The sequence below is a fragment of the Rossellomorea sp. ABR4_012 genome (genome assembly GCF_056159545.1).
The window spans coordinates 357,918-379,182 of the sequence record NZ_JBSWVK010000003.1 but is presented as its reverse complement, the minus strand read 5'-3'; the positions used below and the strand labels follow the sequence as shown (position 1 = coordinate 379,182).

The following is a 21,265-nucleotide window of genomic DNA, read 5'->3' as shown; positions in this document are numbered from 1 at the left end:
CCTCGAGGAAACCGGGCATCCGGGATACTAGGACCATGGGGACAGGTTCCCCGGTACTTTTTGAGGAGGGCCGTGGGGACTGGCCCACGGTTCTTTTTCAAAGTGTAGTACCAGACCCATCTTTTCTACCGATGGAAATTAGAATAATTCTAAGTGGCACGTAAAATTGAAATTTGGCTTGTATATCAGGAACCTGGCTTGTATTTTTCAAATCTGGTTCGTAAATCTGGAAAGTGGCTTAAAAAATGAAAATCCGGCTTGAATCCTGTCCCTTAATGAGGTTTTGCAGCTTTCAGCCCCCTGATTCAACTCCTTTGTAAGCATGTAAAAATAAATTTGTCTTTTTTTAATTAATCAGATTGGTTTTCAGCTAAAAACAAACAAATAGATTCATATTTCCTGCTTCTTGAGTTTATTCATCCAGCAGTCCCCCCTTGATTCCTTCCCTATCATTTAAGGAACATCTATCTTCTCCTCAAGTAAGGAACATCTATCTTCTCCTCAAGAATCATATCTTCCTCCGCTACATGATCGATCCTCAACAGATCATAGTACTTCACATCACCGTCATTCGTTGCATGAGCAACTCTTGCCGTCACGACGACTCTCCTTCTTCTTTCCTTCAAACTGACATCCGTGGTGGTATATTCATCGTGAGCGTCTTCACTTTTATAATAAATGTAGGTATACTCACCCTCCTGAAAAATTTGAAAGCCGAGCGTGCCTTCACGCTCCCGCAACACTTTCTGGATCGTTTCTGGAGCCTCTTCTATGCGCAGATCTACATACTCAACGGGATTACCGCGGATGATAAGAAAATAAAGCCCTGCCAGGATACTCAATACGAAAGCTGCCAGCATGATTTTCTTTATGGGAAACACCCCCTTTTTTCCCTTCGTAAATTCAAAAACCCGGTCCCAAAATCTTCTGCTTTCCATGTTCATTGGGGTCTCCACCAATAACAAAAGCCGTCTTGATCTCCCAATATTTCGTCACCACATTCCCTTTCGGCATCACAAATGCTACCTCTTTCTTCTCATTTCCATTCTTAAAGATGAATACACCATGAGGCAGATAATCATAACGAAATCCATTCTGGGGATGAAAGCTTCTGGGACTGGTATTGATCATGTCTTTTATCAAACGAATCTCTTCCTGATCATCTATGACGTAAACAATCTGTCCATTTTTCGTAATCGTCAATTCATCATAGTGATCTTCCACAATAGGGTAGTGATAGATACAATAACCCGAGATGCCGATCAGGCAAGCGAGCGAAAGGATGGTGATGAGTATCCATTTTTTGATAATCAACAAGGGGCCTCCGTTCTATCGTGGGTTGCTTTTTTAAGCCTCGGGCATGAGAGTTCACGAAATTCAGTCAGAAATTTTTATATTATTACATTTTACTATATTTTGGATATTCACAGTTATGTTTAGTCATAGATTTTCAATAACGATATAGACCAATATGGTAATATAAAGAAGAGTGTATATGGGAATTTTTTCATGAACTGCTGTTGCAAGCACTCTCTTAATAGCATTGATTCCCTCCAATATTCATTCTTGGAGATACAACCATTGATTATTAGGAAGATACCGGGGACACCACACTTTACCGAAAGAAGGTCTACTATGCAAAACCATAACACCAACCAATATAAATATTACTCTACCCCACCCGCTGAAGCAGTTAATCGTCATAAAACAGTGATCATCTATCACGGCTGGGGCGGGTCTGCTGCTGGATATATTGATGTAGCGGAGGAATTATCTAAAGAAGGATATCAGGTCATCATCCCTGAAATCATCTACCACGATACAAGGCAGCCGCTAGAAAATCACTTTGATCCGGATACAACGCAGCGTTACTTTTGGCAAACGATTTTTGAAAGCATCGATGAATTTGACGAATTTGTCACTGCCCTGGGAAAACGTAAAGAGGATATCGTTCTTGCCGGAAGTTCGATGGGTGGATTCATTGCAAATGGAATCTTCGCCCGTGAACCAGCCATTTCCGGGCTGGCCAATATAAACGGTTCCGGATCGTTTTTGTTGGCGGAAAAGCTATTCAGAACGAAGGATGGACGGGGAAAGATCGCGCATGCTGAAGAGAAGAGATTAAGAGAGTATGATCCAATAGAAAGAGTGAACCCACCTTCACCCGTCCTCCTGATTCATGGGGACTCTGATGAAATCATATCGATTGAGGGGCAGAAAGACTACCATCGATACTTAACGGAAAGTGAAAAAAGGACGAATGTAGAGTTCAAGATTCATAAAGGTGTGAATCATGTTTTTACTGCTGAGATGGTTCGGGATTTAGCAGAATGGTTGAATAGAATAATGTAAAAGGAAGAACAAAGGGGACAGAAGATCCCCCTGCTAGCCGGGAACCGGGACCTGTCCCCATGCCGCATCTCCTCACTCTACCTCCTCCAAATTAAGAATCATCATATGCTCTTCCTGCACATTCCCAGTCTGAATACTCGATCCATTTACCGCGTCTTCAGGAAAAGACTCCTCACCCTTTTCATCGAGAGGAATCCATCCAAAACTCAAATGAGGCTTTTGAATAAAATCATCAACGATTAATGACCCACTCCCAGAGCTTCCATCATCCATCGCTTCCATCACGGCAGCCCAATCATCCGGCAGCTTCATGACTCCATACGGCTGCTCCTGAAAAGAGACTTCCTCTTTCATCTGGATACTCGGATCGTAATGATGCTTATCACCAGTAATGGAATAATACCGCTCCCTGATAAAATAATAATTCAACGTATGGAGACTGCCTTCTGCAGGGTCGATATTCCAGACGATGTGATAGCTCGACGGATCATCCGGATCGACTTTCCATATCTTCGGTTCCCCTGCCGTCCGCACAGTGACGAGCTTCCATTCGTGATGTTTCCAGACCCAATTGCTGACACCATAGGTTCCTTCTTTTGACTTAAAAGGGGCCACAGCATGCTTATCGTCGACCAGAATCGTCTCCTGGATCTCCCCGGCATCTGCTTCAGGCAGTAATTCATTGATTTCCTTCATTATCTGTTGTGCACCCGGAAGAGAAGCAGGTTTTGAAAAATAAAACCAGTAGATTGCAAAAGTCCCGACAAGAAATAAGATGGCGGCTCCTATGAATATTCTTTTCTTTTTCCCAGTCACCTTGCCATCCCCTCCTTTAAGACCGAATCATTGAACCTGAAATAGAGTTGGTCGCGATAGGTGGTGATAAGGATTCCTCTCCCGTCATCCTCCACATAGATGACCGGATTCATCCCGGTTCCCCACTTTGATGAAGCTCCAATCAGCTGATAAGGGAAACGCTCATTTTTGTTTCGTTTACCTTCCGACTGGTGATACATCTCTTCATACCATGAGGCACTTTGTACTTTTTCCAGCTTCATAGATGGCAGCTGGTCTACTAATCTATCTTTATCGAGGACCATATCCGCTTCTCCTGACGGATGAGTGGCGACGATCGAAGCAATACCCGCATCTGCTATGTGGGTTGATGCATCGCTGCCTGGATACACCAATGAATAAAGCGGGATCGAAACCAAGGCAGCCGCAAGGAAAATGAAATTCCCCGCGAACCCAAGCCAGGCAAACGATCGGTAATTGTCCCACCTGTCTTCTACTCTATTTAAAATCCAATACAAGACCCACACGCCAAGCGGTAATACCGGGATCTTCAACATCGTTCCTGACAGCTCCCAATTAAATGAGAATGAGAACAACCCTGCCACTATGACAACAACAATCTTCCATACTTTAGGTTTCACCTGCTGTTTTTTATACAGCCTAAAAGCCGCCAACCCGATAAGCACCCAGGCAGCCACATCCAACCCTACGGATACAGCATCGGTTCCAAAATCAAAATTAAACATGATCCCCTTTTCCTTTCTCTACTTAAACTAAAAACCACTTCCATTATAATCCTTTATTTTAACATTAACTACCAACCACCAAAAGGCCCGTCCCTCGCTGCGGTAAAACTTTACCGTAACGAGGGACGGGCCTTCGGTGAGGCGGACCACAGGGACAGGTACCGCGGTTCAATTATGGACCAAGGTACCCAAGGTTTCCATAATTCCCCTTCCCTCTATACCTGCTTACGTATATAATTGAATAGACTTTCATAAATTCTTTAGGAGAATCAAAGATTGATAATCGCAATTTCTCACTAATTTCCCTGAATAGGATGAATAACAGATGAAGACAAATACTAGTTTCATACACAATGAAGAAGCCATCACAAGGTGTCAGGACTCCTCCGACCACCAGCAGGCTCTCTATAAACGCACGTTAATCATCATCATGATCGCACAGGTCTTTGGTGGCGCCGGGCTTGCTGCCGGTATAACGGTAGGCGCGCTTCTGGCTCAGGATATGCTCGGGACGGACAGCTTCTCAGGCGTACCGGTTGCCCTGTTCACACTTGGTTCAGCCGGGGCCGCCCTCTTTGTCGGACGGCAGTCTCAACGACATGGAAGACGGATCGGCCTTTCTATCGGTTTCATCATCGGGGGCATCGGCGCAATCGGAGCAGTCGCCGCGTCTGTCACCAGTTCCATCACCCTTCTTTTCATATCGCTTTTGATTTATGGTGCGGGTTCTGCGACTAACCTGCAGACGCGCTATGCAGGGACAGACTTGGCAAAACCGTCACAAAGAGCGACTGCGGTCAGCTTTGCCATGGTCTCCACCACATTCGGGGCGGTGGCTGGACCTAACCTGGTTGATGTGATGGGCAGATTTGCCGAATCGATTGGCATCCCGCCTCTGGGCGGACCATTCATTCTGGCATCAGCTGCATACATCCTGGCCGGGATTGTCATCTTTGCGCTTATGCGCCCAGACCCATATATCGTGGCAAAAGCTCTTTCTGCACCATTGAAATCAGCAGGTGGGAGCACTGTCTCTGAAGCGTCCACTTCTTCCCAAAGTAACAGACGGGGCATTTTCCTCGGATCGTCCGTCATGATCTTGACTCAGATCGTCATGGTCGCCGTCATGACGATGACTCCTGTCCATATGGGGCATCACGGACATGGATTGACGGCCATCGGTCTGATCATCGGCATCCACATCGGTGCGATGTACCTTCCGTCACTTGTCACCGGGGTCCTAGTGGACAAAATCGGACGGATGCCCATGGTTCTCGCATCTGCCCTCACGCTTCTCGCTTCCGGAATCCTTGCAGCGATGGCACCGCCGAATTCGATCCCGGCTCTCTCCGTCGCACTCGGACTTCTCGGCCTCGGCTGGAACTTCGGACTCATCAGCGGGACTGCGATCCTTGTCGACTCAACAGATCCTGCCACACGAGCAAAAACCCAGGGATCAGTGGACGTGTTCGTTGCATTGGCTGGGGCTTCAGGCGGCGTGCTGTCAGGCGTCATCGTAGCTTTCTCCAGCTATCCTGCTCTTTCCATTGGCGGAGGAGTTATATCGCTTGTACTCATTCCAGCAATGATATGGTTTCTTATGGGGTCGAGGCAAACTGGCTGAAACAAAGAAAGTTCATCATTAGAAAATTGGGTCTGCCCCCTTGGATCATACGTGGGACGGACCCTTTGTGCTGTTCATATGCAGGAATTCATACCCTCGATGGAAAATAATATAGTGAACTAGATCGTTACAAGGGGGAAACAATCTTGACAACCGCAATAACAAAGACAGAATTCTTTCATATATACACCCTGTCCGACGGCGTTTATGCCGCGATTTCAATCCCGGGAAAAGGTGCCTGGAGTAACGCGGGGATCGTGGATCTCGGTGATGAATTATTGGTTTTCGATTCATTCACCACTCCTTCAGCCGGCCATGAGTTAAGAAAACAAGCGGAATCCCTTACAGGAAAAAAGGTAAAGTACCTCATCAACAGCCACTACCACGGGGACCACGTATTCGGTAACCAGGCATTCACTGATTCAACCATCATTTCCACGTCCCTTACGAAGGAATGGTCCAAAGAAAAAAACAAACTGGATGATGTCGAGAAAGAAATCGAAGATACGAAAGAATACCTTTCTAACATAAAAAAACAAATCGAACTCACCCAAGATCCCATCATCAAATCAAGCCTGACGAATCAGTATAACGAAATGTCGAACGTGCTTGATGACTTACCCCATATGGAAATTGTTCTGCCGGCCGTTTTATTTGAGGAGAAATTGATCATCGAAGGTTCAAAAAGAAAAGTGGAATTGCACTGTCTTGGCGGAGGGCATACTCCGAGTGATACATTCATGTATTTGCCCCAAGAAAAAATTGCCTTCATGGGAGATTTAGTCACGGAAGAACTGCATGTACCCATATATAATCCTGAAGAATTCAGCAGCATATTGAAGAAAGTGAAGGAAATGGAGATTGATCTCTTTGTCCCTGGTCATGGGAAATTCGGAAGAGAAGAACTTCTTGATCAAATAGAAGGTTATATATCCTTTTTACAGGAAGAAACGAAAGAAGCAATTGAAAAAAAGGTCTCATTGGAATCGTTTGTATCCGACTTCCAGACTCCATCCAGCTATAAAAATTGGAAGGGTGTTGGAGGAATCGGGGACAACCTTTCTAAAGTATATAGATTTTATGCTGAATAGAATTGAAAAAGGGTCTAATCCTGATATAAACGTTTACCGTGATTTGACCCTTATTTCAATACACTATATCAACGTCCCCTTAAACTTCTCCGGCTTCTTCACATACCCTTCAATGATGAACCCGCAATCCGTGCAAATAACGTATTCCACGTTCGATCCCATACTGATTTTATTTACCGGGGCCATCACCGCATACCCGCTATGTTTTCCGATGCCCAGTTCTTTACCTCCGCATTTTGGACATTCTGTTGCCCTCTCTGGATTGTTCATTGTAAGACCTCCCCCCTGGACCTAAAACGACAGCACTTCCTTGCTGACCTATCAGGTTCCACTTTTGATATCTTACTTTACATACGAATAAAACAAAGGGAAGGTTCCCGATTTTGTATCAGGAAACACTTCCCCATGCTTCTAACACCTCACATACTTCCGCTTAAACCCGATCTTCCCCTTATCCACAAACTTCTGAATATCTTCGGAAGCCTTCAGGATACTGCTCTTTTTACCGTCCCGTTTCATTTCAACCGGTCCGATCTCGTTCGCGATTTCGACCGCCTTTTCATGGAGCGGCACATAGGAAATCCCTACTGTGTACACGAAATTATTCATGGCGGATTTCGTCCGTTCCGGCGCATCATGGATGGTCTCTTTCACTTTTTCAAGCATACCCGCAAGCTTCTCTGTGGAAAACTCATCGTCCTTCCGGTTCCCGAGCAGCCAGCAGTAGCAGCTCCAGCCCGCCGACATCCTCAGCTCTTCCCCGCTCGCGATCCATTTATCGGCAACTTCCTGTGCAATATGGGATTCAGCGAGCGTCACGGCAACCACATAATCCGACAGCATATAAAAATACGCACCGTTCATCCAGCGGTCATAATCTTCCTCGGTCATGGCGTTCGGATCGGCGATGATGCCTGCAAAGTACATGGCGTCGTAGTTTCCGGTAGCGTAAAGTTCATCCGCCAGCTTCTGATTGATTTTTATTTTTTTCGCGATCGGCTTCATCGCACCGGTCGCAACGCCAAATACCGGCTCCATCGCCCCATTGGATATGTACATTTTCTTCGACCGTTCCTTGCCGAGCGCTTCGAGTTCCCGCATCACCGTTTCGGCATCCAGATTCTCAGCATCCTTCACTTCCTTCACTCCTGCTTTGTCTAATTCCCCGTTCTTATTTCCGGCAAACGACAGCCGCTTCTCGCCTAGAGTCTCTTTCAAAATCCTCACAGCTTTCGGCCCGACCCCATGGATCTTCAGAATATCGTTTTCCGTCACTTCGGTAAATTGCTCCAGCCGGTAAAACCCAGCGTTATGAAGCCCGCGCTCCGCAGGCTTGCTTATCTTCGGCAATTCGCTTTCCTGTGTGATTTCCTTATTCATATCCCAGTCCTCCTTATCAGTTTCCCGTTTAGTATTAGTATTCTCTTTCGATCCTGTTTTTTCCTCTACCAAAAAAAGAGCTGCCTCTATGACAGCTCTCTCCTTGCTCCTTATACTTCAGTGCTAACCACAGGTTTCCCAGCTTCGATCAATACTTGATCGCGTCCAAGCATGACGGAGAGCAGGATGGTAAACACACCTGTTCCGATCAGTAACCATTCGATGTCGATGATGTCCGCGATCGGTCCGAAGATCAGCATGCCGATCGGCATCATCGAGGTCGAGATCATCCCCATCACACCGAAGACCCTTCCGAGAAAGTTTTCTTCAACCTTCTCTTGCAGCAACACCATCGTCGGTGTATTAAAGATCGGCATGGCGATGCCGAATAGGACCATGAACACCAGGTACACCCAGAAAATCGGGGCGGCGCCAAGCGCAAAGGTGCAGAACCCCATGATCAGGCTTGCGAATGTCATGGTTGCAATCTTATTCTTGAACCCGCCCCATGAGGCAATGATTCCACCTCCCGCCATCATACCGACAGAGAAGGCGATCTCAATCGCGGTCAGTCTCCAGATGTCATCGCCGAAACTCCGTGTCACTTGCAGCGGCGTCAAAAAGGCAGCCGGGGCCATCAACACGAAGAAAATTGCGAAGAACAGGAAGAACTTCTTCAGGAATCCATGGCTGTTGACATATTGCAAGCCTTCTTTGAAGTCGCTGAAATAGCTCGTCGTCTGTTTATCCGCTGCCTTCTGATGCACCGAAATCTTCAAGAAAGCTAGCAGTGTGAAGATGGCAATCGCAGCCGTAACCACATCGATGAAAAAGATGGTTTCAATCGACGCCATTGCGAGCAGTGCCGCACTGACCATCGGGGCCACGAACATGATGACAGCCTGGATGCTTCCATTCACCCCATTCACCTTCGTCAATTTATCCTTCGGCACGATTTGCGGCAAAATCGCCCCGACGGCAGGTGTCTGAATACCGGTCCCAAGTGCTCGGACCGCTGCCATGACAAACAGCAGCCAGATCGAGTCGTAGCCCATCAAAAAGAGAATCGCCAGGATCAGCGTGGAAAACGCGATCAGCCCATCCGACAGCATGATCAACATCTTCCTGTTATATCTATCCGCCCACACACCTGCAACCGGTGACAAAAGGAAGGTAGGGATAAACCCGCAAATGATGAACAGCGTCATCATCAGACCGGACTCCGTCGTCAATGTGATATGCCACATGATTGCATACTGCACCAGCGCCGATCCGAACAGCGAAATCGTCTGGCTGCTCAAAAAGAGAATGATATTCCTCAGCCAATTTTCCTTATCATTGTGTTTGACCATTTCCATTTCCTATCACTCGTTTCTATTAAGTTGATAAAAACCGGCTCATGCATGTTCAATGGCAACAAAAAAGAAGGGAGACTCCTCCCTTCTTTTAAAAACAACCGTCAAACACTGGTTTTTCTTAAAGACAGACAGATCTATCCCATCGCCCTGAACAAAGGCAGAGCCCCCAAACGTATTCAATTCGCAATTGACATACCGGAACGCAATCTCATCGAAGCTGTCAAAAGAAAAACCCCCGTTTCTATTATAGGTAAGATAATCGTAGCAGAGGAAAAGCTGGGTGGCAACGGTTTTTATCAACGCCTTCCTGTCCTTTTTCTGGGCATCGGCTTTTTGCATAGCCAGGGGGTATCCACGTTTCACCCCTTGAGCGAACAGGGAAGGTTTCCTTGCTTTTGAAGCAGAAGAACCTGGCACCATATTTAAAGGGCTGACACGATAATGCCAGCCCTCTCATCAACACTCTTCAGCCTGCTCCGTCCCCCACCTATGCATCGCCTCTAAAACCGGCTTCAACGTCATGCCTTTCCCGGTTACCGAGTATTCAACCTTCGGAGGGATTTCATTGTATTGCTTCCTTTTGATCAATCCATCTTCCTCTAGTTCCTTCAGCTGCTGGCTCAATACTTTATGGGCAACCCCTGGCAATAGACGCCGCAGTTCATTGTAACGGTACGTCCCTTCAACGCTCAGATGCCAAAGGATCACGGTTTTCCATTTACCACCGATTTTGTTTAATGTATATTCAATCGAACATTTCAATTTGCCTTTATCATCGACTTGCACGTTCTTCTCCAAGCTCTCATTCACCCCTTACTTACCTTTAGGTTAGTTTCTCACAAAAAAGTGCACTCTTACATAATAAAAGCTTACGGATTTATAATAAGACTTGTCAAAATATAAATAGGAGGTATACAACATGCATCCATATCCTAGATCTTTTTCTCATATCGGCCTCTCCGTCCCCGACGTGGAACAAGCCGTGAAATTTTATAAGGAAGTATTCGGGTGGTATGTCATCATGGAACCATCTGAAGTCAAAAATGACGATACACCGATCGGACAGATGTGCCGGGATGTATTCGGAAACGATTGGGAAAGCTTCCGGATCGCTCACCTTTCAACGGGTGACAAAATCGGGATCGAACTGTTTGAATTCCATCATAATGAACAGCCTGAAAATAACTTCGAATATTGGAAGACAGGGATTTTCCACTTCTGTGTCCAGGATCCTGACATTGAAGGCATCGTCGAAAAGATCAAAGCCCACGGAGGCAAACAGCGCATGCCGATCCGAGAGTACTACCCTGGGGAAAAACCATTTAAAATGGTGTATGTGGAAGACCCATTCGGAAACATCTTTGAAGTCTATACACACAGCTATGAGCTGACTTATTCAGAAGGTGCTTATTAAATCTTTGAGACCAAGGCAAACACATTGTCGTGTTTGCCTTTATTCATAAAATAAAGCTGGTGATATGGCCGGTCCAGCAAATTTATTCCCTGTCACAACGCAGGCGTTCAAGCGTCCATTTTCACACCTTGTGCTTATATACCTACCCTTCACCGATTCAACTTCATAAACTGAAAGTCCCACCAATGGAATAATCTCTTCCCCAATTCGATACGCTATAAAAACCCCCTAAAACTGAATGTAAGGAGAATGAAAGATGAAAAAGATCATTCTGTTTGCTGATCCTGGCATCGATGATTCGGTTGCCATCATGTACGCACTGCTCAACCCTGAGATCGAAGTCCTCGCCATTGTATCCAGCTATGGAAATGTCGACAAGAAGCAGTCGACAGATAATATCGCCTACTTATTGAAACTGGCCGGAAGGGAAGATGTTCCCATCATCGGAGGGTCCAACGCCCCTTTGTCAGGTGAGATGCCTACGTATTATCCAGAAATCCATGGTGAGGAAGGACTTGGCCCTATACGTCCCCCAGAAGATATTTCAGTAGAGCTCACCAACTTCTCGGAACTATACACCATCATCCGTAACAACAAGGGACTTACGGTTGTGGATGTAGGGAGAAACACATCACTTGCCACTTTGTTTCTTTTAGGGGAAGACCTGACACAAGACGTAAAGGAATTTTATATTATGGGTGGTGCCTTTTTAGTTCCAGGTAACGTCACCCCTTCAGCCGAAGCCAACTTTTACGGTGATCCGACCGCTTCACACCTGGTAATGACCGACTTCGATGATATCTATCTCGCACCCCTGAACGTCACAAACAAAGCAATCATCACAATGGAACACGTACAAACCATCCTTGAAATGACCGATCACCCTCTCGTCCAAATCCTGGACGACGTCATGAACTATTATATAAACGCCTACAAAAAGCTCATTCCCGGCATCAACGGTGCACCCATGCACGACGTCGTGACCCTCTCCCTCATGGTCAACCCGTCAATGGGCAAAACCATCAGAAGGGAAGTCGAGGTCCTCACCGCAGGCAGCGGAATGGGTACCTCGATCGCCGACTTCAGAGTCAGCTCCAAACCGGCAGAAAAAAACATCAATATTTATCTCGAACTGGATTATGAAGCGTTTGTAAAGGACTTTATCGAAGTGATGAGTTCTTCCGGGGAGAAATAGCGGGCCGCGGGGACAGGTCCCCGGCCCACTCCAAAGGCCCGTCCCTCGTTACGGTAAAGCTTTACCGTAACGAGGGACGGGCCTTTCACCTTTGCCTTTCACCTTTGCCTTTCACCTTTGCCTTTCACCTTTGCCTTTCACCTTTGCCTTTCACATTGGGTCAAACCCTATACATCTGCGGGATCAATCACTTCACAATCAGAACAGGGCAATTGGCTCGTTTGGCTACCTTATGACTGACGCTTCCTAAGACAAACTCCTGAAGACCGTTCAAGCCTCTGCTCCCGATGATGGCAATATCAATATCGTTTTTATTAATATAGTCTACAATGATTGGGCCAGGTTCCCCATGCAAAATGGTCAGTGTATATGAAACCCCCTCTTCCTTTGCGATCCTTTCCACATCCTTCATCCTCTCGATGCGGGAATCACCCATTTCACTTGAGTTCCAATTTTTCAAAACATCTGACTTCACGCGATCATGGTCCACTACATAGACGACTTCAACGGTAGAATCCTTGCTGCACTTCGCTATATGAATAGCATTTTCAGCAGCACGCTTGGAGTGTTCGGATCCATCTGAAGCCAATAGGATTTTCTTATACATATTGATTCCCCCTTTTAATGCGATCCAAGTTTATTCGCCAGTTTATTTACTAATTCTGTACTATCCTCATTTAATCCTTTTACCTTTACGGTAATATTGCTGCCTTCAAACTTATATACAATCTTATCGATTGCCGCTACAGCGGAATCATCCCAAATGTGGGTGTGGCTGAGATCGAGCTCAACACTTTTCACATTTTCGCTGTAGTCAAATTTCTTTATCAAATCTGTTACAGAAGCAAAGAACAGTTCTCCGAATATCTTGTACGTCCTTATATCTCCTTCCAATTTACTTTCCACGCGGATCTGCGAAATCTTTGAAACGAAGAAGATGGCACTTAATAAGATTCCTGTAAACACGCCAATGGCTAAATTATGAGTCAAAACGACAGCCAGCACAGTGATGATCATCACAACCGCATCACTTTTAGGAACAAGATGAAGGGTACGCAAGGAATTCCAGTCAAAGGTACTGACCGAAACCATGATCATGACCCCTGCGAGTGCTGCCATTGGAATTTGGACGACAATATCCCCTAGTACAACGATCAAGAACATTAAGAATACCCCTGCTATCAAGGAAGACAATCTTCCTCTCCCGCCGGATTTGACGTTGATGACAGATTGACCGATCATGGCACATCCGGCCATCCCGCCAAAGAAGCCTGTCACAATATTGGCAATGCCTTGCCCTCTACTCTCTATATTTTTATCACTTTCGGTTACGGTCATGTCATCAACGATAGTGGCTGTCAATAATGACTCCAGCAATCCAACCACCGCCAATGCCAGGGAATAAGGGAAAATGATCAACAGCGTGTCAAAGGTAATAGGGATGTCAGGGATCAAAAAATCAGGGAGCGAACGGGTTATATCCCCCATGTCCCCGACGGTACGCACCCCATAATTCATATAAATAGAAAGAGCGGTAACGACAATGATAGCCACTAGTGTAGATGGAACGATTCTTGTTAAATAAGGTAACAGATAAATAATAGCGAGTGTCAGACCTACCAAACCATACATAATCCACTCTTCTCCCTCAAAATGTTGTAATTGAGAAGAAAAGATGAGAATGGCTAATGCATTCACAAAACCTACCATCACAGAACGCGGAATAAATTTCATGTATCGTGCCAATTTAAACATTCCAAAGAGGATTTGAAAAATACCCGTTAAAACAGTTGCTGCCAACAGATATTGTATCCCATGGTCGGCAACCAGATTAGTAAACAATAAAGCCATGGCCCCGGTGGCAGCTGATATCATACCTGGCCTTCCTCCCACAAATGCCATGGTTACGGCAATCGTGAAGGAAGCATACAAACCTACCATTGGATCCACACCCGCAATGATAGAAAAGGCAATCGCTTCCGGAATCAAAGCCAGAGCAACCACTAATCCCGACAAAATATCGCCTCTAATATTGTGAGTCCACGATGCTTTATAAGAAAGTTGTTCCATTTGCATCCCCTCCTGTTCACTTAATATGTGCCATCACACATTAAATTAAGCATTTACGGGCCACGGGGACAGGTCCCTTGGTCCATTTTCAGTAGATTCAGGTCTAAGATAGGCTCTGGCCCCAATCGAAGCGTCCCCCTATTTTGAACCTTGAACCTTGAACCTCATCAAATTTCTCCGGATTAAATTAGAATAATTCTAAGTAGCTCGTATAATCGGAATTTGGCTTGAATATTTAAAATCTGGCTCGTATATCAGGAAACTGGTTTGTATTTTTCAAATGTGGCTTATAAATCTGGATAGTGGCTTGAATACTGCCCTAAAATGGAATTTCACTGATTCCACCCAGCGAATTCATCTCCTTCTCTAGCTTGTAAGAGATGAATTTGTCTTTTTTCAGCTAAAAAGCTTCTGTAAGGATGAATTTGAGTTGGGAAATAGGGTTAATAAGCATAAAAATAGGGTCTGACCCTCAGCGCGCGAAATTCGCACGGAGTCAGACCCTATGTTTTGAAGTACATAGGGAAAGGTCCCTTTGCCCAATTTTATTTTAAAGCCCTTACCATCCCGGCTCCTTAAAGTTTTAACACATCAGCAGTCAAGTCCCAACCACCAAACTTTCCATTCCTCCCATTCATGTTACAATGATAAAAATCAAAGAATCATATAACCGCTTCACCCATTCAACAAGAATCAAAGGAAGGAGCCTCTAACCATGTTACCGTCAGACCTAAGAAAAAACATCAGATCCGGGGACCACAATACCCATACATCCGGTGTCTGTCAAGATTATGTACAGGCCAATCTGGTCGTCCTCCCCAAGGAATACGCCTTCGACTTCATGCTGTTCACCATGAGAAATCCTAAATCATGCCCGATCATCGAAGTACTCGAAGCGGGACAATTTGAATCAAAGTATGCGAAAGGTTCCGATATCCGGACTGACATCCCCCACTACCATGTGTATGAGCACGGAAAATTGGTGGACAAGAAGCATCGGATCGATGACTGCTGGAAAGATGATTTCGTCAGCTTCTTAATCGGCTGCAGCTTTACTTTTGAAAGCCAGCTGATCAAAGGCGGCATCCCGCTCCGACATATCGAGGAAAATAAGAATGTGGCAATGTACAAAACATCCATCCCTACTGAAAAAGCGGGTGTGTTTGAAGGATCGACGGTCGTGTCGATGAGGCCGGTTCCAAATTCACTGGTTCAAAAAGCAGCGGACATCACCTCCTTATTCCCGGAAATGCACGGTTCCCCACTACACGTCGGAGATCCCGGGAAAATCGGCATCAGGGATATCACAAAGCCCGACTTTGGTGATTTTGTGGGAATCCAAGAAGGTGAGACCCCGATGTTCTGGGCTTGCGGCGTCACCCCTCAGGCAGTAGCGCTTCAAGCTGAAATCCCTTATATGATCACGCACGCCCCTGGTCATATGTTTGTGACAGATTGGAAGAATGAAGAGTATTTGAATGGTCCTTAAAAGCTTTGATGTGATCATGATCCAGACGTTTCTTAAGGAATTCTTTTAGCAAGACTGGCACCCACCTGTTCAAATGCTCTTAAGTTGAAGATATCAGCATCGTATAATAATAGTTTGCCTCTTCCAACGCAGAGTTCAAATCAATGAAAGTTAAAATGCTGTTGTATAGGGCGATTACCGCAAATGAGGCAATGATGACGAAATAGCCGCTTTTAAGGATTTTTTTACTTTTCTTTACAATAATGAGAATCGAGATAATGACGATTAGAAAGTATGCGGCAGAAATCAGCAGTTCGACTATATATGTATTGATATCCTCAACGGAAAGCCTGAATCGTTCCAATTGCTCTTCATTCGCCTCATTTTCTTCAATTACTGTTTGTTTGTCCCGATGAGCAATTTTCCAAGTGTATGTATTCTCTTCTTTAGTAACGGAGTAATGATACCCTCCAGCTTTTTCTGACGCTATCACAAATGCTTTACCTTCAGCGATATGCGGTACCAGTATAATAGAAGTGAGCATTAGTAGAATGATCATTTTTATATTCAACAAATTCACCACCTTCTTTTATAACCAACCTTTACTAGATTATTATTTAATCCGAAAAGTTTCTCCTTCCATTAAATCCAAGGTATTACCATTTATATTTTTCGAATAATTAGTTATCCCTTTCATGTAGTTTTTTTTGTAGTTTTATCCTCCAGTGACTGATTGAAGTTTCTGCAAATTAATTAACCTCATATTACCATAGTGGAATATAAAAAAATGACTATTTTCTTGCTTCAATCATTAAACAAGTCACTTTTCACGCAGAATACTAAAGCTATTTTCAGAAATCAAAAAAGGCCATAGGACTCGGCCCATGACCATTAATTGACCAACTACTTTTTAACCTCAAGCAGATGTAACACCTTCTCAACCGACTTTACCGACTTGTTCAGTGCCGTAGCCTCCTCACCTGTAAGAGAGATTTCGATGACACTCTCGATTCCGTTTCCGCCTAATACAGTCGGTACTCCTAGGTATACATTGCTGTAACCGTATTCACCTTCCAGATACGCGATCGACGGAAGAATTCTTTTCTTGTCCATCAAAATGGCTTCTGCCATTTGGACCATCGAAGCTGCGGGAGCATAATAGGCGCTTCCCTGACCGAGAAGGTTGACGATTTCTCCCCCGCCTTTGCGTGTTCTTTCCACGATGGCATCGATTCTGTCTTGTGGTAGGATTTTTTCAAGCGGGATTCCACCTGCATAGGAATAGCGCACAAGCGGTACCATATCGTCTCCGTGCCCGCCAAGGACAAAGCCGGTGACATCTTCTACGGATACGTTCAACTCCTGTGCAACAAATGTATTGAAACGGGCCGTGTCGAGTACACCAGACTGTCCGATGACTCTATTCTTAGGAAATCCGGTGGTTTTGAAGCATACGTATGTCATTGCATCCACAGGATTGCTGAGGACGATGATATAGCTGTCCGGTGCATATTTTTTCACGTTTTCTGAAACGTCTTTCATGATCTTTTCGTTGGTTGCGACAAGATCGTCCCGGCTCATTCCCGGTTTTCTTGGCAGCCCTGCTGTGATGAGAACAAGATCTGCGTCCTGAATGTCTTCATAGTTTGATGTACCTGTAATCTTTGCATTGAACCGCTGTACAGGTCCGGCTTCCAGCATATCGAGTGCTTTTCCCTTGGTCGGGTTGGTTTGTGAGGGGATATCAACGATAACGATATCTCCCAAGTCCTTTTGAGCGAGCATCAATGCAGCTGTGGTACCTGTGAATCCCGCTCCGATCACTGCAATTTTTTTCCTTTTAAATGCCATGATGCTATCCTCCGTTCTCTCACCTAAACCTGATGATTAAGGGGCCTTTGGTGGTTGATTTTCATTGTGTTCAGCAGCTTTTTTTGCCGTATTTTTTGGCGGTTGAGCTTCCGGCTTTTTCTTCGGAACACGTTTTCCTATGGGCTGGGAATCCTTTTCCGACTTGACCTCAGGTTTTTTCTTATCTTTAAAAAGAACATTCTCTATCTCTTCATCCGGGTGGGGGATGACCAGGGCAGATACCAGCTCTCCCACACGTTTCGCTGCTTCTTCACCGGCATCGACAGCCGCTTGAACAGCACTTACATCTCCTTTTACCAGCACGGTCACAAGTGCGGCATCCACTTTTTCCTGTTTGACCAAGGTGACATCGGCAGACTTAAGCATCGCGTCCGCCGCTTCGATGGAGCCGATAAGTCCTCTTGTTTCAATCAATCCCAGTGCTCTACTCATCATCCTTCACCTCTTTCTTTTTCCACATCAATCGAGTCGATTATTCCGATTATGAGAGAGTCGATGGGCAATTTAGGTTCAGTGGACATATTGGCAGCTGCACCTCCACGGGTAACCAGCACCTGATCCCCGACACCTGCTCCAATTCGGTCCACCGCAATGAAAGGATCTTCTTTTGAAGGTCCATCCGGCAGTTCAGGTTTTACGACTAAGAATTTCAACCCTTTCAGATCATCTTCTTTCCTGGTTGCCCATACGTTGCCAATTACTTTCCCTAATTGCATGATGACTTCTCCCCTTTTCAATCAATTACGATAATACGTTTCCCCAGATCTTGTGCTGCATCACGTGCTAAAGGGGTAATAATTGTTTGTTTCGCCACTTGTATTTCATCTTCTTTATGATCTTGAATATCTCTTTGTGTCAGCAGCTGTGTTGATTTACCTTTAGATGAGGATGCCTGTTTCTTTTCTTCGTCCTTTTCACCGAGGAAACCGTTCAACGCTTCAACCTTCACGCCAAATTTCAATAATAGCTTTGTATAAGAGTGGAGTTGCTTGATATATTCTGAGTTTTGCTGATTTCCATTGAACAAATGCTTGTTTAAGTGTATTTTCGGAATAATTGTGACGGGAACATATTCCAGGATGCACCGTGACAAGAGCTCGGTTTCCGGTGTATCCCCTATTCCTAACGCACCCTTCACGATTAGATCCTGTGAAGCATCCAGGAAAATCACTCTTTCTGCAGTATGCAATTCCGCTTGTTCCAGAGATTCACAGGTAAATACATTCCAGCTGGACTCCAGCCTTGATAGATGGGCAGGTTCCAGGCTGGATGGATTCCCTATCAGCAAGAGATTGGCCTTTGAATGATACACCTGCTGGCTTTCTGAAAGGTCAAGTTTCTTTAAAACCTCGAAGACGATTTGTTCCACCAGTTCACGGTCAATCATAGAATCCCCTCGATTTTCACCAATTTACATGCTGATTTTCCATTTATTAACCCAGCATTCGCTTCGTCTGTATCGATATGCATTTCAAGTTTGTACCTGGAAGATACCCGAATCAGGACTTTGCCGAATATGAGCGGACGTTCGCCGCCGACTTTAATTTCCACATATTCTCCGTTTTCGACCCCGAAACCCTGAGCATCTTCGGGAGTCATATGAATATGCATCTGGGCGATGATCAGACCCTCCTTCTTATAGAGACTCCCTTTTGGTCCCACAAGCGTAATAGGGGCGGAGCCTTTGATGTCACCTGACTCCCGTAAAGGGGGCTTCACTCCCAGTTTAATAGAGTCCGTCCGGCTTACTTCAATTTGGGTCATATGGCGAGCAGGACCAAGAATGCGCACTTTTTCAAGGCTCCCTCTTGGTCCGGCGATTGTTATTGTTTCGTTCGCTGCGAATTGACCGGGCTGAGATAGATCGGCTTTTTTCGTCAGCGTATACCCTTCTCCGAAAAGTGCTTCCAGGTCTGTTTGACTTAAATGGCAATGCCGTGCTGAAACCGCCATCGGAACAGAGTTCCTCTTCTCTGTTCCAACTGATAATCGGGACATGACTTCTTCCACAATCGTTTGAATGGCTTCATTATTCATGCTTCATGCTCCTAACTGTGATGCCGGTTTTAGACTTCTACCTCTAGCTTCGGAAGGATGTTTTCAAGTTCGTTGTGAGGACGCGGGATGACATGTACACTCATGATTTCACCTACGCGCTGAGCTGCCGCCGCCCCTGCATCAGTAGCCGCTTTGACTGCACCAACATCTCCTCTTACCAGTACCGTCACGATTCCGCCTCCAACGTGGACTTTCCCTACTAAATGCACATTCGCAGCCTTTACCATTGCATCCGCTGCTTCAACAGATGCCACTAATCCTTTAGTCTCGATCATTCCTAATGCTGTTAATTCTCTGCTCATTTTTCATTCCTCCAATTAATTTAGTTGATATTTTTTAATGACTTGATTAACCATTTCAGTAATCTTCGCTGGGTCCATCTCTTTCCCCGGCACCTGCTTCAATACTTGATTGACAATCTCTTCTACCTCTTGATTCCCGTTTTCTCTTGCCTTCGGGAGATCAGAAGTAGATGCTTTCGGTATAGAAGGACTCTTGATTCCATAGGCCATCCTCTTAATATTGATCAAGTGGCGGGCGGATACGTTATCGGATGTGATATTCCCCCCGAAAGACCCGCATCCCAATGTCAAGGAAGGCTTTAACCCTGTTGTCGCTCCTACTGCACCTATGGATGACAGGGTATTGACCATGATCCTGGACACCGGCATTTCAAATGCCACCTCTTTTGCTACATCCTCATCTGTTGTATGAAGCGAGAGACTGTGCCCCCTTCCGCCGAGATTTAATAGCTTCATACAATAATCCTTGGCTTCCTGGTAGCTTTCAGCCGTATATAAAGCAAAGATCGGCGACAATTTTTCGATAGAGAACGGTATGTGTTTTCCGACCCTGGTCTCTTCTGCTATCAACACCCGTGTGTCGGAAGGGACCGTGATTCCTGCCATCTCGGCTATTTTCACTGCATGCTGCCCCACGATCCCAGGATTCAATTTTCCAGGGGCTGGGGAAATGATTTTTTCAAGAGTCGCTTTTTCTTCCTTATTGAGGATGTAGGCCCCATTATTCCTCAGCTCGCGCATGACCATCTGCTGGATATTCCGGTCGACGACAATCGCCTGCTCCGTTGCGCAGATTGTGCCATTATCAAAAGATTTGCTGTCGACGATCATCGAGACCGCTTCGTTGACCTTCGCTGACTTTTCGATATAAACCGGGACGTTTCCCGGTCCGACACCGTAAGCCGGTTTCCCCGAACTATAAGCAGCACGGACAAGACCGCCTCCCCCTGTTGCGAGGATCACATCAATATCGCGATGTTTGATCAACTCATTTGTTGCAGCCATGGATGGTTTGGATATCCACCCCACCAACCCTTCAGGCGCTCCCGCCTTAACAGCGGCCTCATTGCATATTTTTAATGCTTCCACTGTGCAGTTTACTGCCCGTGGATGGGGGCTGACGACGATTGCATTTCTCGTTTTCAAGGAAATCAGTGTTTTAAAAATGGCTGTCGAAGTAGGGTTGGTCGTCGGGATGATGCCTGCCACTACACCGAAGGGATAAGCGATTTCTGTCACTTTATTTACGCGGTCCTCGCCGATGATGCCAACGGTCTTTTCATCTTTTATCGATTCATAGACGTCTTTGGATCCGACTTCATTTTTGATTTTTTTGTGTTCTACGAGCCCCATCCCGGTTTCTTCCACTGCCATCCGGGCAAGGTCAAGTGATTTCGCATAAGCGGCTTCTGCCACATTCTTCACAATTTCATCGACTTGTTCCTGGCTGTAGGACAAGTATTCAGCCTGAGCTTCTTTTGCCCGTTTGACAGCGTTCCGCATTTCCTGGATGGACTGGAGATCGTTATCAAATTGCACA

25 protein-coding genes are annotated in these 21,265 nt (G+C 45.5%); 7 read left to right on the top strand and 18 right to left on the bottom strand.

The window, feature by feature from the left end:
* Positions 1 to 464: 464 nt before the first annotated feature.
* Complete coding sequence (locus ACXAFV_RS14965; RefSeq protein ID WP_475127631.1) at positions 465 to 944, bottom strand: hypothetical protein; 480 nt, start codon at positions 942 to 944, stop codon at positions 465 to 467.
* Positions 904 to 1,314, bottom strand: coding sequence for a hypothetical protein (locus ACXAFV_RS14960; RefSeq protein ID WP_475127630.1), 411 nt, complete (start codon positions 1,312 to 1,314; stop codon positions 904 to 906). The genes ACXAFV_RS14965 and ACXAFV_RS14960 overlap by 41 nt, the downstream gene beginning before the upstream one ends.
* Before the next feature lie 321 nt (positions 1,315 to 1,635).
* Between ACXAFV_RS14960 and ACXAFV_RS14955 the strand changes: the two genes are divergently transcribed.
* The gene (locus tag ACXAFV_RS14955; RefSeq protein WP_475127628.1) at positions 1,636 to 2,352 is read left to right on the top strand and encodes an alpha/beta fold hydrolase; all 717 of its coding nucleotides are present in this window, start codon (positions 1,636 to 1,638) and stop codon (positions 2,350 to 2,352) included.
* Positions 2,353 to 2,424: 72 nt separating this feature from the next.
* Here ACXAFV_RS14955 and ACXAFV_RS14950 read toward each other — a convergent pair whose 3' ends face one another.
* Positions 2,425 to 3,168 carry a hypothetical protein gene (locus ACXAFV_RS14950; protein WP_475127627.1) on the bottom strand — a complete coding sequence of 248 codons (744 nt, stop codon included), beginning with the start codon at positions 3,166 to 3,168 and terminating at the stop codon, positions 2,425 to 2,427.
* Positions 3,165 to 3,893 (bottom strand): hypothetical protein, encoded by a 729-nt coding sequence (locus ACXAFV_RS14945; RefSeq protein ID WP_475127625.1) that lies wholly within the window; start codon positions 3,891 to 3,893, stop codon positions 3,165 to 3,167. The genes ACXAFV_RS14950 and ACXAFV_RS14945 overlap by 4 nt, the downstream gene beginning before the upstream one ends.
* A gap of 325 nt (positions 3,894 to 4,218) precedes the next feature.
* Between ACXAFV_RS14945 and ACXAFV_RS14940 the strand changes: the two genes are divergently transcribed.
* The gene (locus ACXAFV_RS14940) at positions 4,219 to 5,517 is read left to right on the top strand and encodes an MFS transporter (RefSeq protein WP_475127624.1); all 1,299 of its coding nucleotides are present in this window, start codon (positions 4,219 to 4,221) and stop codon (positions 5,515 to 5,517) included.
* Positions 5,518 to 5,663: 146 nt separating this feature from the next.
* Entirely contained in the window at positions 5,664 to 6,608 is a 945-nt protein-coding gene (locus ACXAFV_RS14935) for an MBL fold metallo-hydrolase (protein ID WP_475127622.1), read from the top strand.
* Between the two features lie 63 nt (positions 6,609 to 6,671).
* Here the strand turns inward: ACXAFV_RS14935 and ACXAFV_RS14930 are convergent, their stop codons facing one another.
* The 3 genes from ACXAFV_RS14930 to ACXAFV_RS14920 all read right to left on the bottom strand — a co-directional run bounded on the left by ACXAFV_RS14930 (position 6,672) and on the right by ACXAFV_RS14920 (position 9,346).
* Positions 6,672 to 6,878 carry a transcription initiation factor TFIIIB gene (locus ACXAFV_RS14930; protein WP_475127620.1) on the bottom strand — a complete coding sequence of 69 codons (207 nt, stop codon included), beginning with the start codon at positions 6,876 to 6,878 and terminating at the stop codon, positions 6,672 to 6,674.
* A 141-nt stretch (positions 6,879 to 7,019) separates the two neighbouring features.
* Positions 7,020 to 7,727, bottom strand: a complete 708-nt coding sequence (locus ACXAFV_RS14925) for a DNA alkylation repair protein (protein ID WP_475127934.1) — start codon at positions 7,725 to 7,727, stop codon at positions 7,020 to 7,022.
* Between the two features lie 371 nt (positions 7,728 to 8,098).
* Entirely contained in the window at positions 8,099 to 9,346 is a 1,248-nt protein-coding gene (locus ACXAFV_RS14920; RefSeq protein WP_475127619.1) for an MFS transporter, read from the bottom strand.
* Between the two features lie 45 nt (positions 9,347 to 9,391).
* Here ACXAFV_RS14920 and ACXAFV_RS14915 point away from each other — a divergent pair, with 45 nt between their 5' ends.
* Complete coding sequence (locus ACXAFV_RS14915) at positions 9,392 to 9,745, top strand: hypothetical protein (RefSeq protein ID WP_475127618.1); 354 nt, start codon at positions 9,392 to 9,394, stop codon at positions 9,743 to 9,745.
* A 57-nt stretch (positions 9,746 to 9,802) separates the two neighbouring features.
* Here ACXAFV_RS14915 and ACXAFV_RS14910 read toward each other — a convergent pair whose 3' ends face one another.
* Complete coding sequence (locus ACXAFV_RS14910) at positions 9,803 to 10,156, bottom strand: winged helix-turn-helix transcriptional regulator (protein WP_475127616.1); 354 nt, start codon at positions 10,154 to 10,156, stop codon at positions 9,803 to 9,805.
* 109 nt (positions 10,157 to 10,265) lie between these two features.
* On the opposite strand from ACXAFV_RS14910, the gene ACXAFV_RS14905 reads away from it, so the two are divergent.
* Together ACXAFV_RS14905 and ACXAFV_RS14900 are read left to right on the top strand one after the other, a co-directional pair.
* Positions 10,266 to 10,760, top strand: coding sequence for a lactoylglutathione lyase family protein (locus tag ACXAFV_RS14905; RefSeq protein WP_475127615.1), 495 nt, complete (start codon positions 10,266 to 10,268; stop codon positions 10,758 to 10,760).
* Positions 10,761 to 11,016: 256 nt separating this feature from the next.
* The gene (locus tag ACXAFV_RS14900; RefSeq protein ID WP_475127613.1) at positions 11,017 to 11,955 is read left to right on the top strand and encodes a nucleoside hydrolase; all 939 of its coding nucleotides are present in this window, start codon (positions 11,017 to 11,019) and stop codon (positions 11,953 to 11,955) included.
* Positions 11,956 to 12,142: 187 nt separating this feature from the next.
* Here ACXAFV_RS14900 and ACXAFV_RS14895 read toward each other — a convergent pair whose 3' ends face one another.
* The gene (locus ACXAFV_RS14895; protein WP_475127610.1) at positions 12,143 to 12,562 is read right to left on the bottom strand and encodes a universal stress protein; all 420 of its coding nucleotides are present in this window, start codon (positions 12,560 to 12,562) and stop codon (positions 12,143 to 12,145) included.
* Positions 12,563 to 12,576: 14 nt separating this feature from the next.
* The gene (locus tag ACXAFV_RS14890; RefSeq protein ID WP_475127607.1) at positions 12,577 to 14,025 is read right to left on the bottom strand and encodes a SulP family inorganic anion transporter; all 1,449 of its coding nucleotides are present in this window, start codon (positions 14,023 to 14,025) and stop codon (positions 12,577 to 12,579) included.
* A gap of 715 nt (positions 14,026 to 14,740) precedes the next feature.
* Between ACXAFV_RS14890 and ACXAFV_RS14885 the strand changes: the two genes are divergently transcribed.
* The gene (locus ACXAFV_RS14885; RefSeq protein WP_475127605.1) at positions 14,741 to 15,514 is read left to right on the top strand and encodes a putative hydro-lyase; all 774 of its coding nucleotides are present in this window, start codon (positions 14,741 to 14,743) and stop codon (positions 15,512 to 15,514) included.
* 79 nt (positions 15,515 to 15,593) lie between these two features.
* Here the strand turns inward: ACXAFV_RS14885 and ACXAFV_RS14880 are convergent, their stop codons facing one another.
* The 8 genes from ACXAFV_RS14880 to ACXAFV_RS14845 all read right to left on the bottom strand — a co-directional run bounded on the left by ACXAFV_RS14880 (position 15,594) and on the right by ACXAFV_RS14845 (position 21,264).
* Positions 15,594 to 16,064: a hypothetical protein gene (locus ACXAFV_RS14880; protein ID WP_475127603.1), complete on the bottom strand. Its 471-nt coding sequence runs from the start codon at positions 16,062 to 16,064 to the stop codon at positions 15,594 to 15,596.
* A gap of 332 nt (positions 16,065 to 16,396) precedes the next feature.
* Positions 16,397 to 17,344 (bottom strand): malate dehydrogenase, encoded by a 948-nt coding sequence (mdh, locus tag ACXAFV_RS14875; RefSeq protein WP_475127601.1) that lies wholly within the window; start codon positions 17,342 to 17,344, stop codon positions 16,397 to 16,399.
* 36 nt (positions 17,345 to 17,380) lie between these two features.
* A complete protein-coding gene (locus ACXAFV_RS14870) occupies positions 17,381 to 17,797 on the bottom strand; it encodes a BMC domain-containing protein (protein WP_475127599.1) in 417 nt (138 codons plus the stop codon).
* Entirely contained in the window at positions 17,797 to 18,081 is a 285-nt protein-coding gene (locus tag ACXAFV_RS14865; protein WP_475127597.1) for a EutN/CcmL family microcompartment protein, read from the bottom strand. The genes ACXAFV_RS14870 and ACXAFV_RS14865 overlap by 1 nt, the downstream gene beginning before the upstream one ends.
* Before the next feature lie 17 nt (positions 18,082 to 18,098).
* Entirely contained in the window at positions 18,099 to 18,752 is a 654-nt protein-coding gene (locus ACXAFV_RS14860) for a hypothetical protein (RefSeq protein WP_475127595.1), read from the bottom strand.
* Positions 18,749 to 19,402: a phosphate propanoyltransferase gene (locus tag ACXAFV_RS14855; protein WP_475127593.1), complete on the bottom strand. Its 654-nt coding sequence runs from the start codon at positions 19,400 to 19,402 to the stop codon at positions 18,749 to 18,751. The genes ACXAFV_RS14860 and ACXAFV_RS14855 overlap by 4 nt, the downstream gene beginning before the upstream one ends.
* 29 nt (positions 19,403 to 19,431) lie before the next feature.
* Positions 19,432 to 19,725: a BMC domain-containing protein gene (locus ACXAFV_RS14850; RefSeq protein ID WP_071617466.1), complete on the bottom strand. Its 294-nt coding sequence runs from the start codon at positions 19,723 to 19,725 to the stop codon at positions 19,432 to 19,434.
* Positions 19,726 to 19,740: 15 nt separating this feature from the next.
* Positions 19,741 to 21,264 (bottom strand): acetaldehyde dehydrogenase (acetylating), encoded by a 1,524-nt coding sequence (locus ACXAFV_RS14845; protein WP_475127591.1) that lies wholly within the window; start codon positions 21,262 to 21,264, stop codon positions 19,741 to 19,743.
* Between the last annotated feature and the right edge of the window lies 1 nt (position 21,265).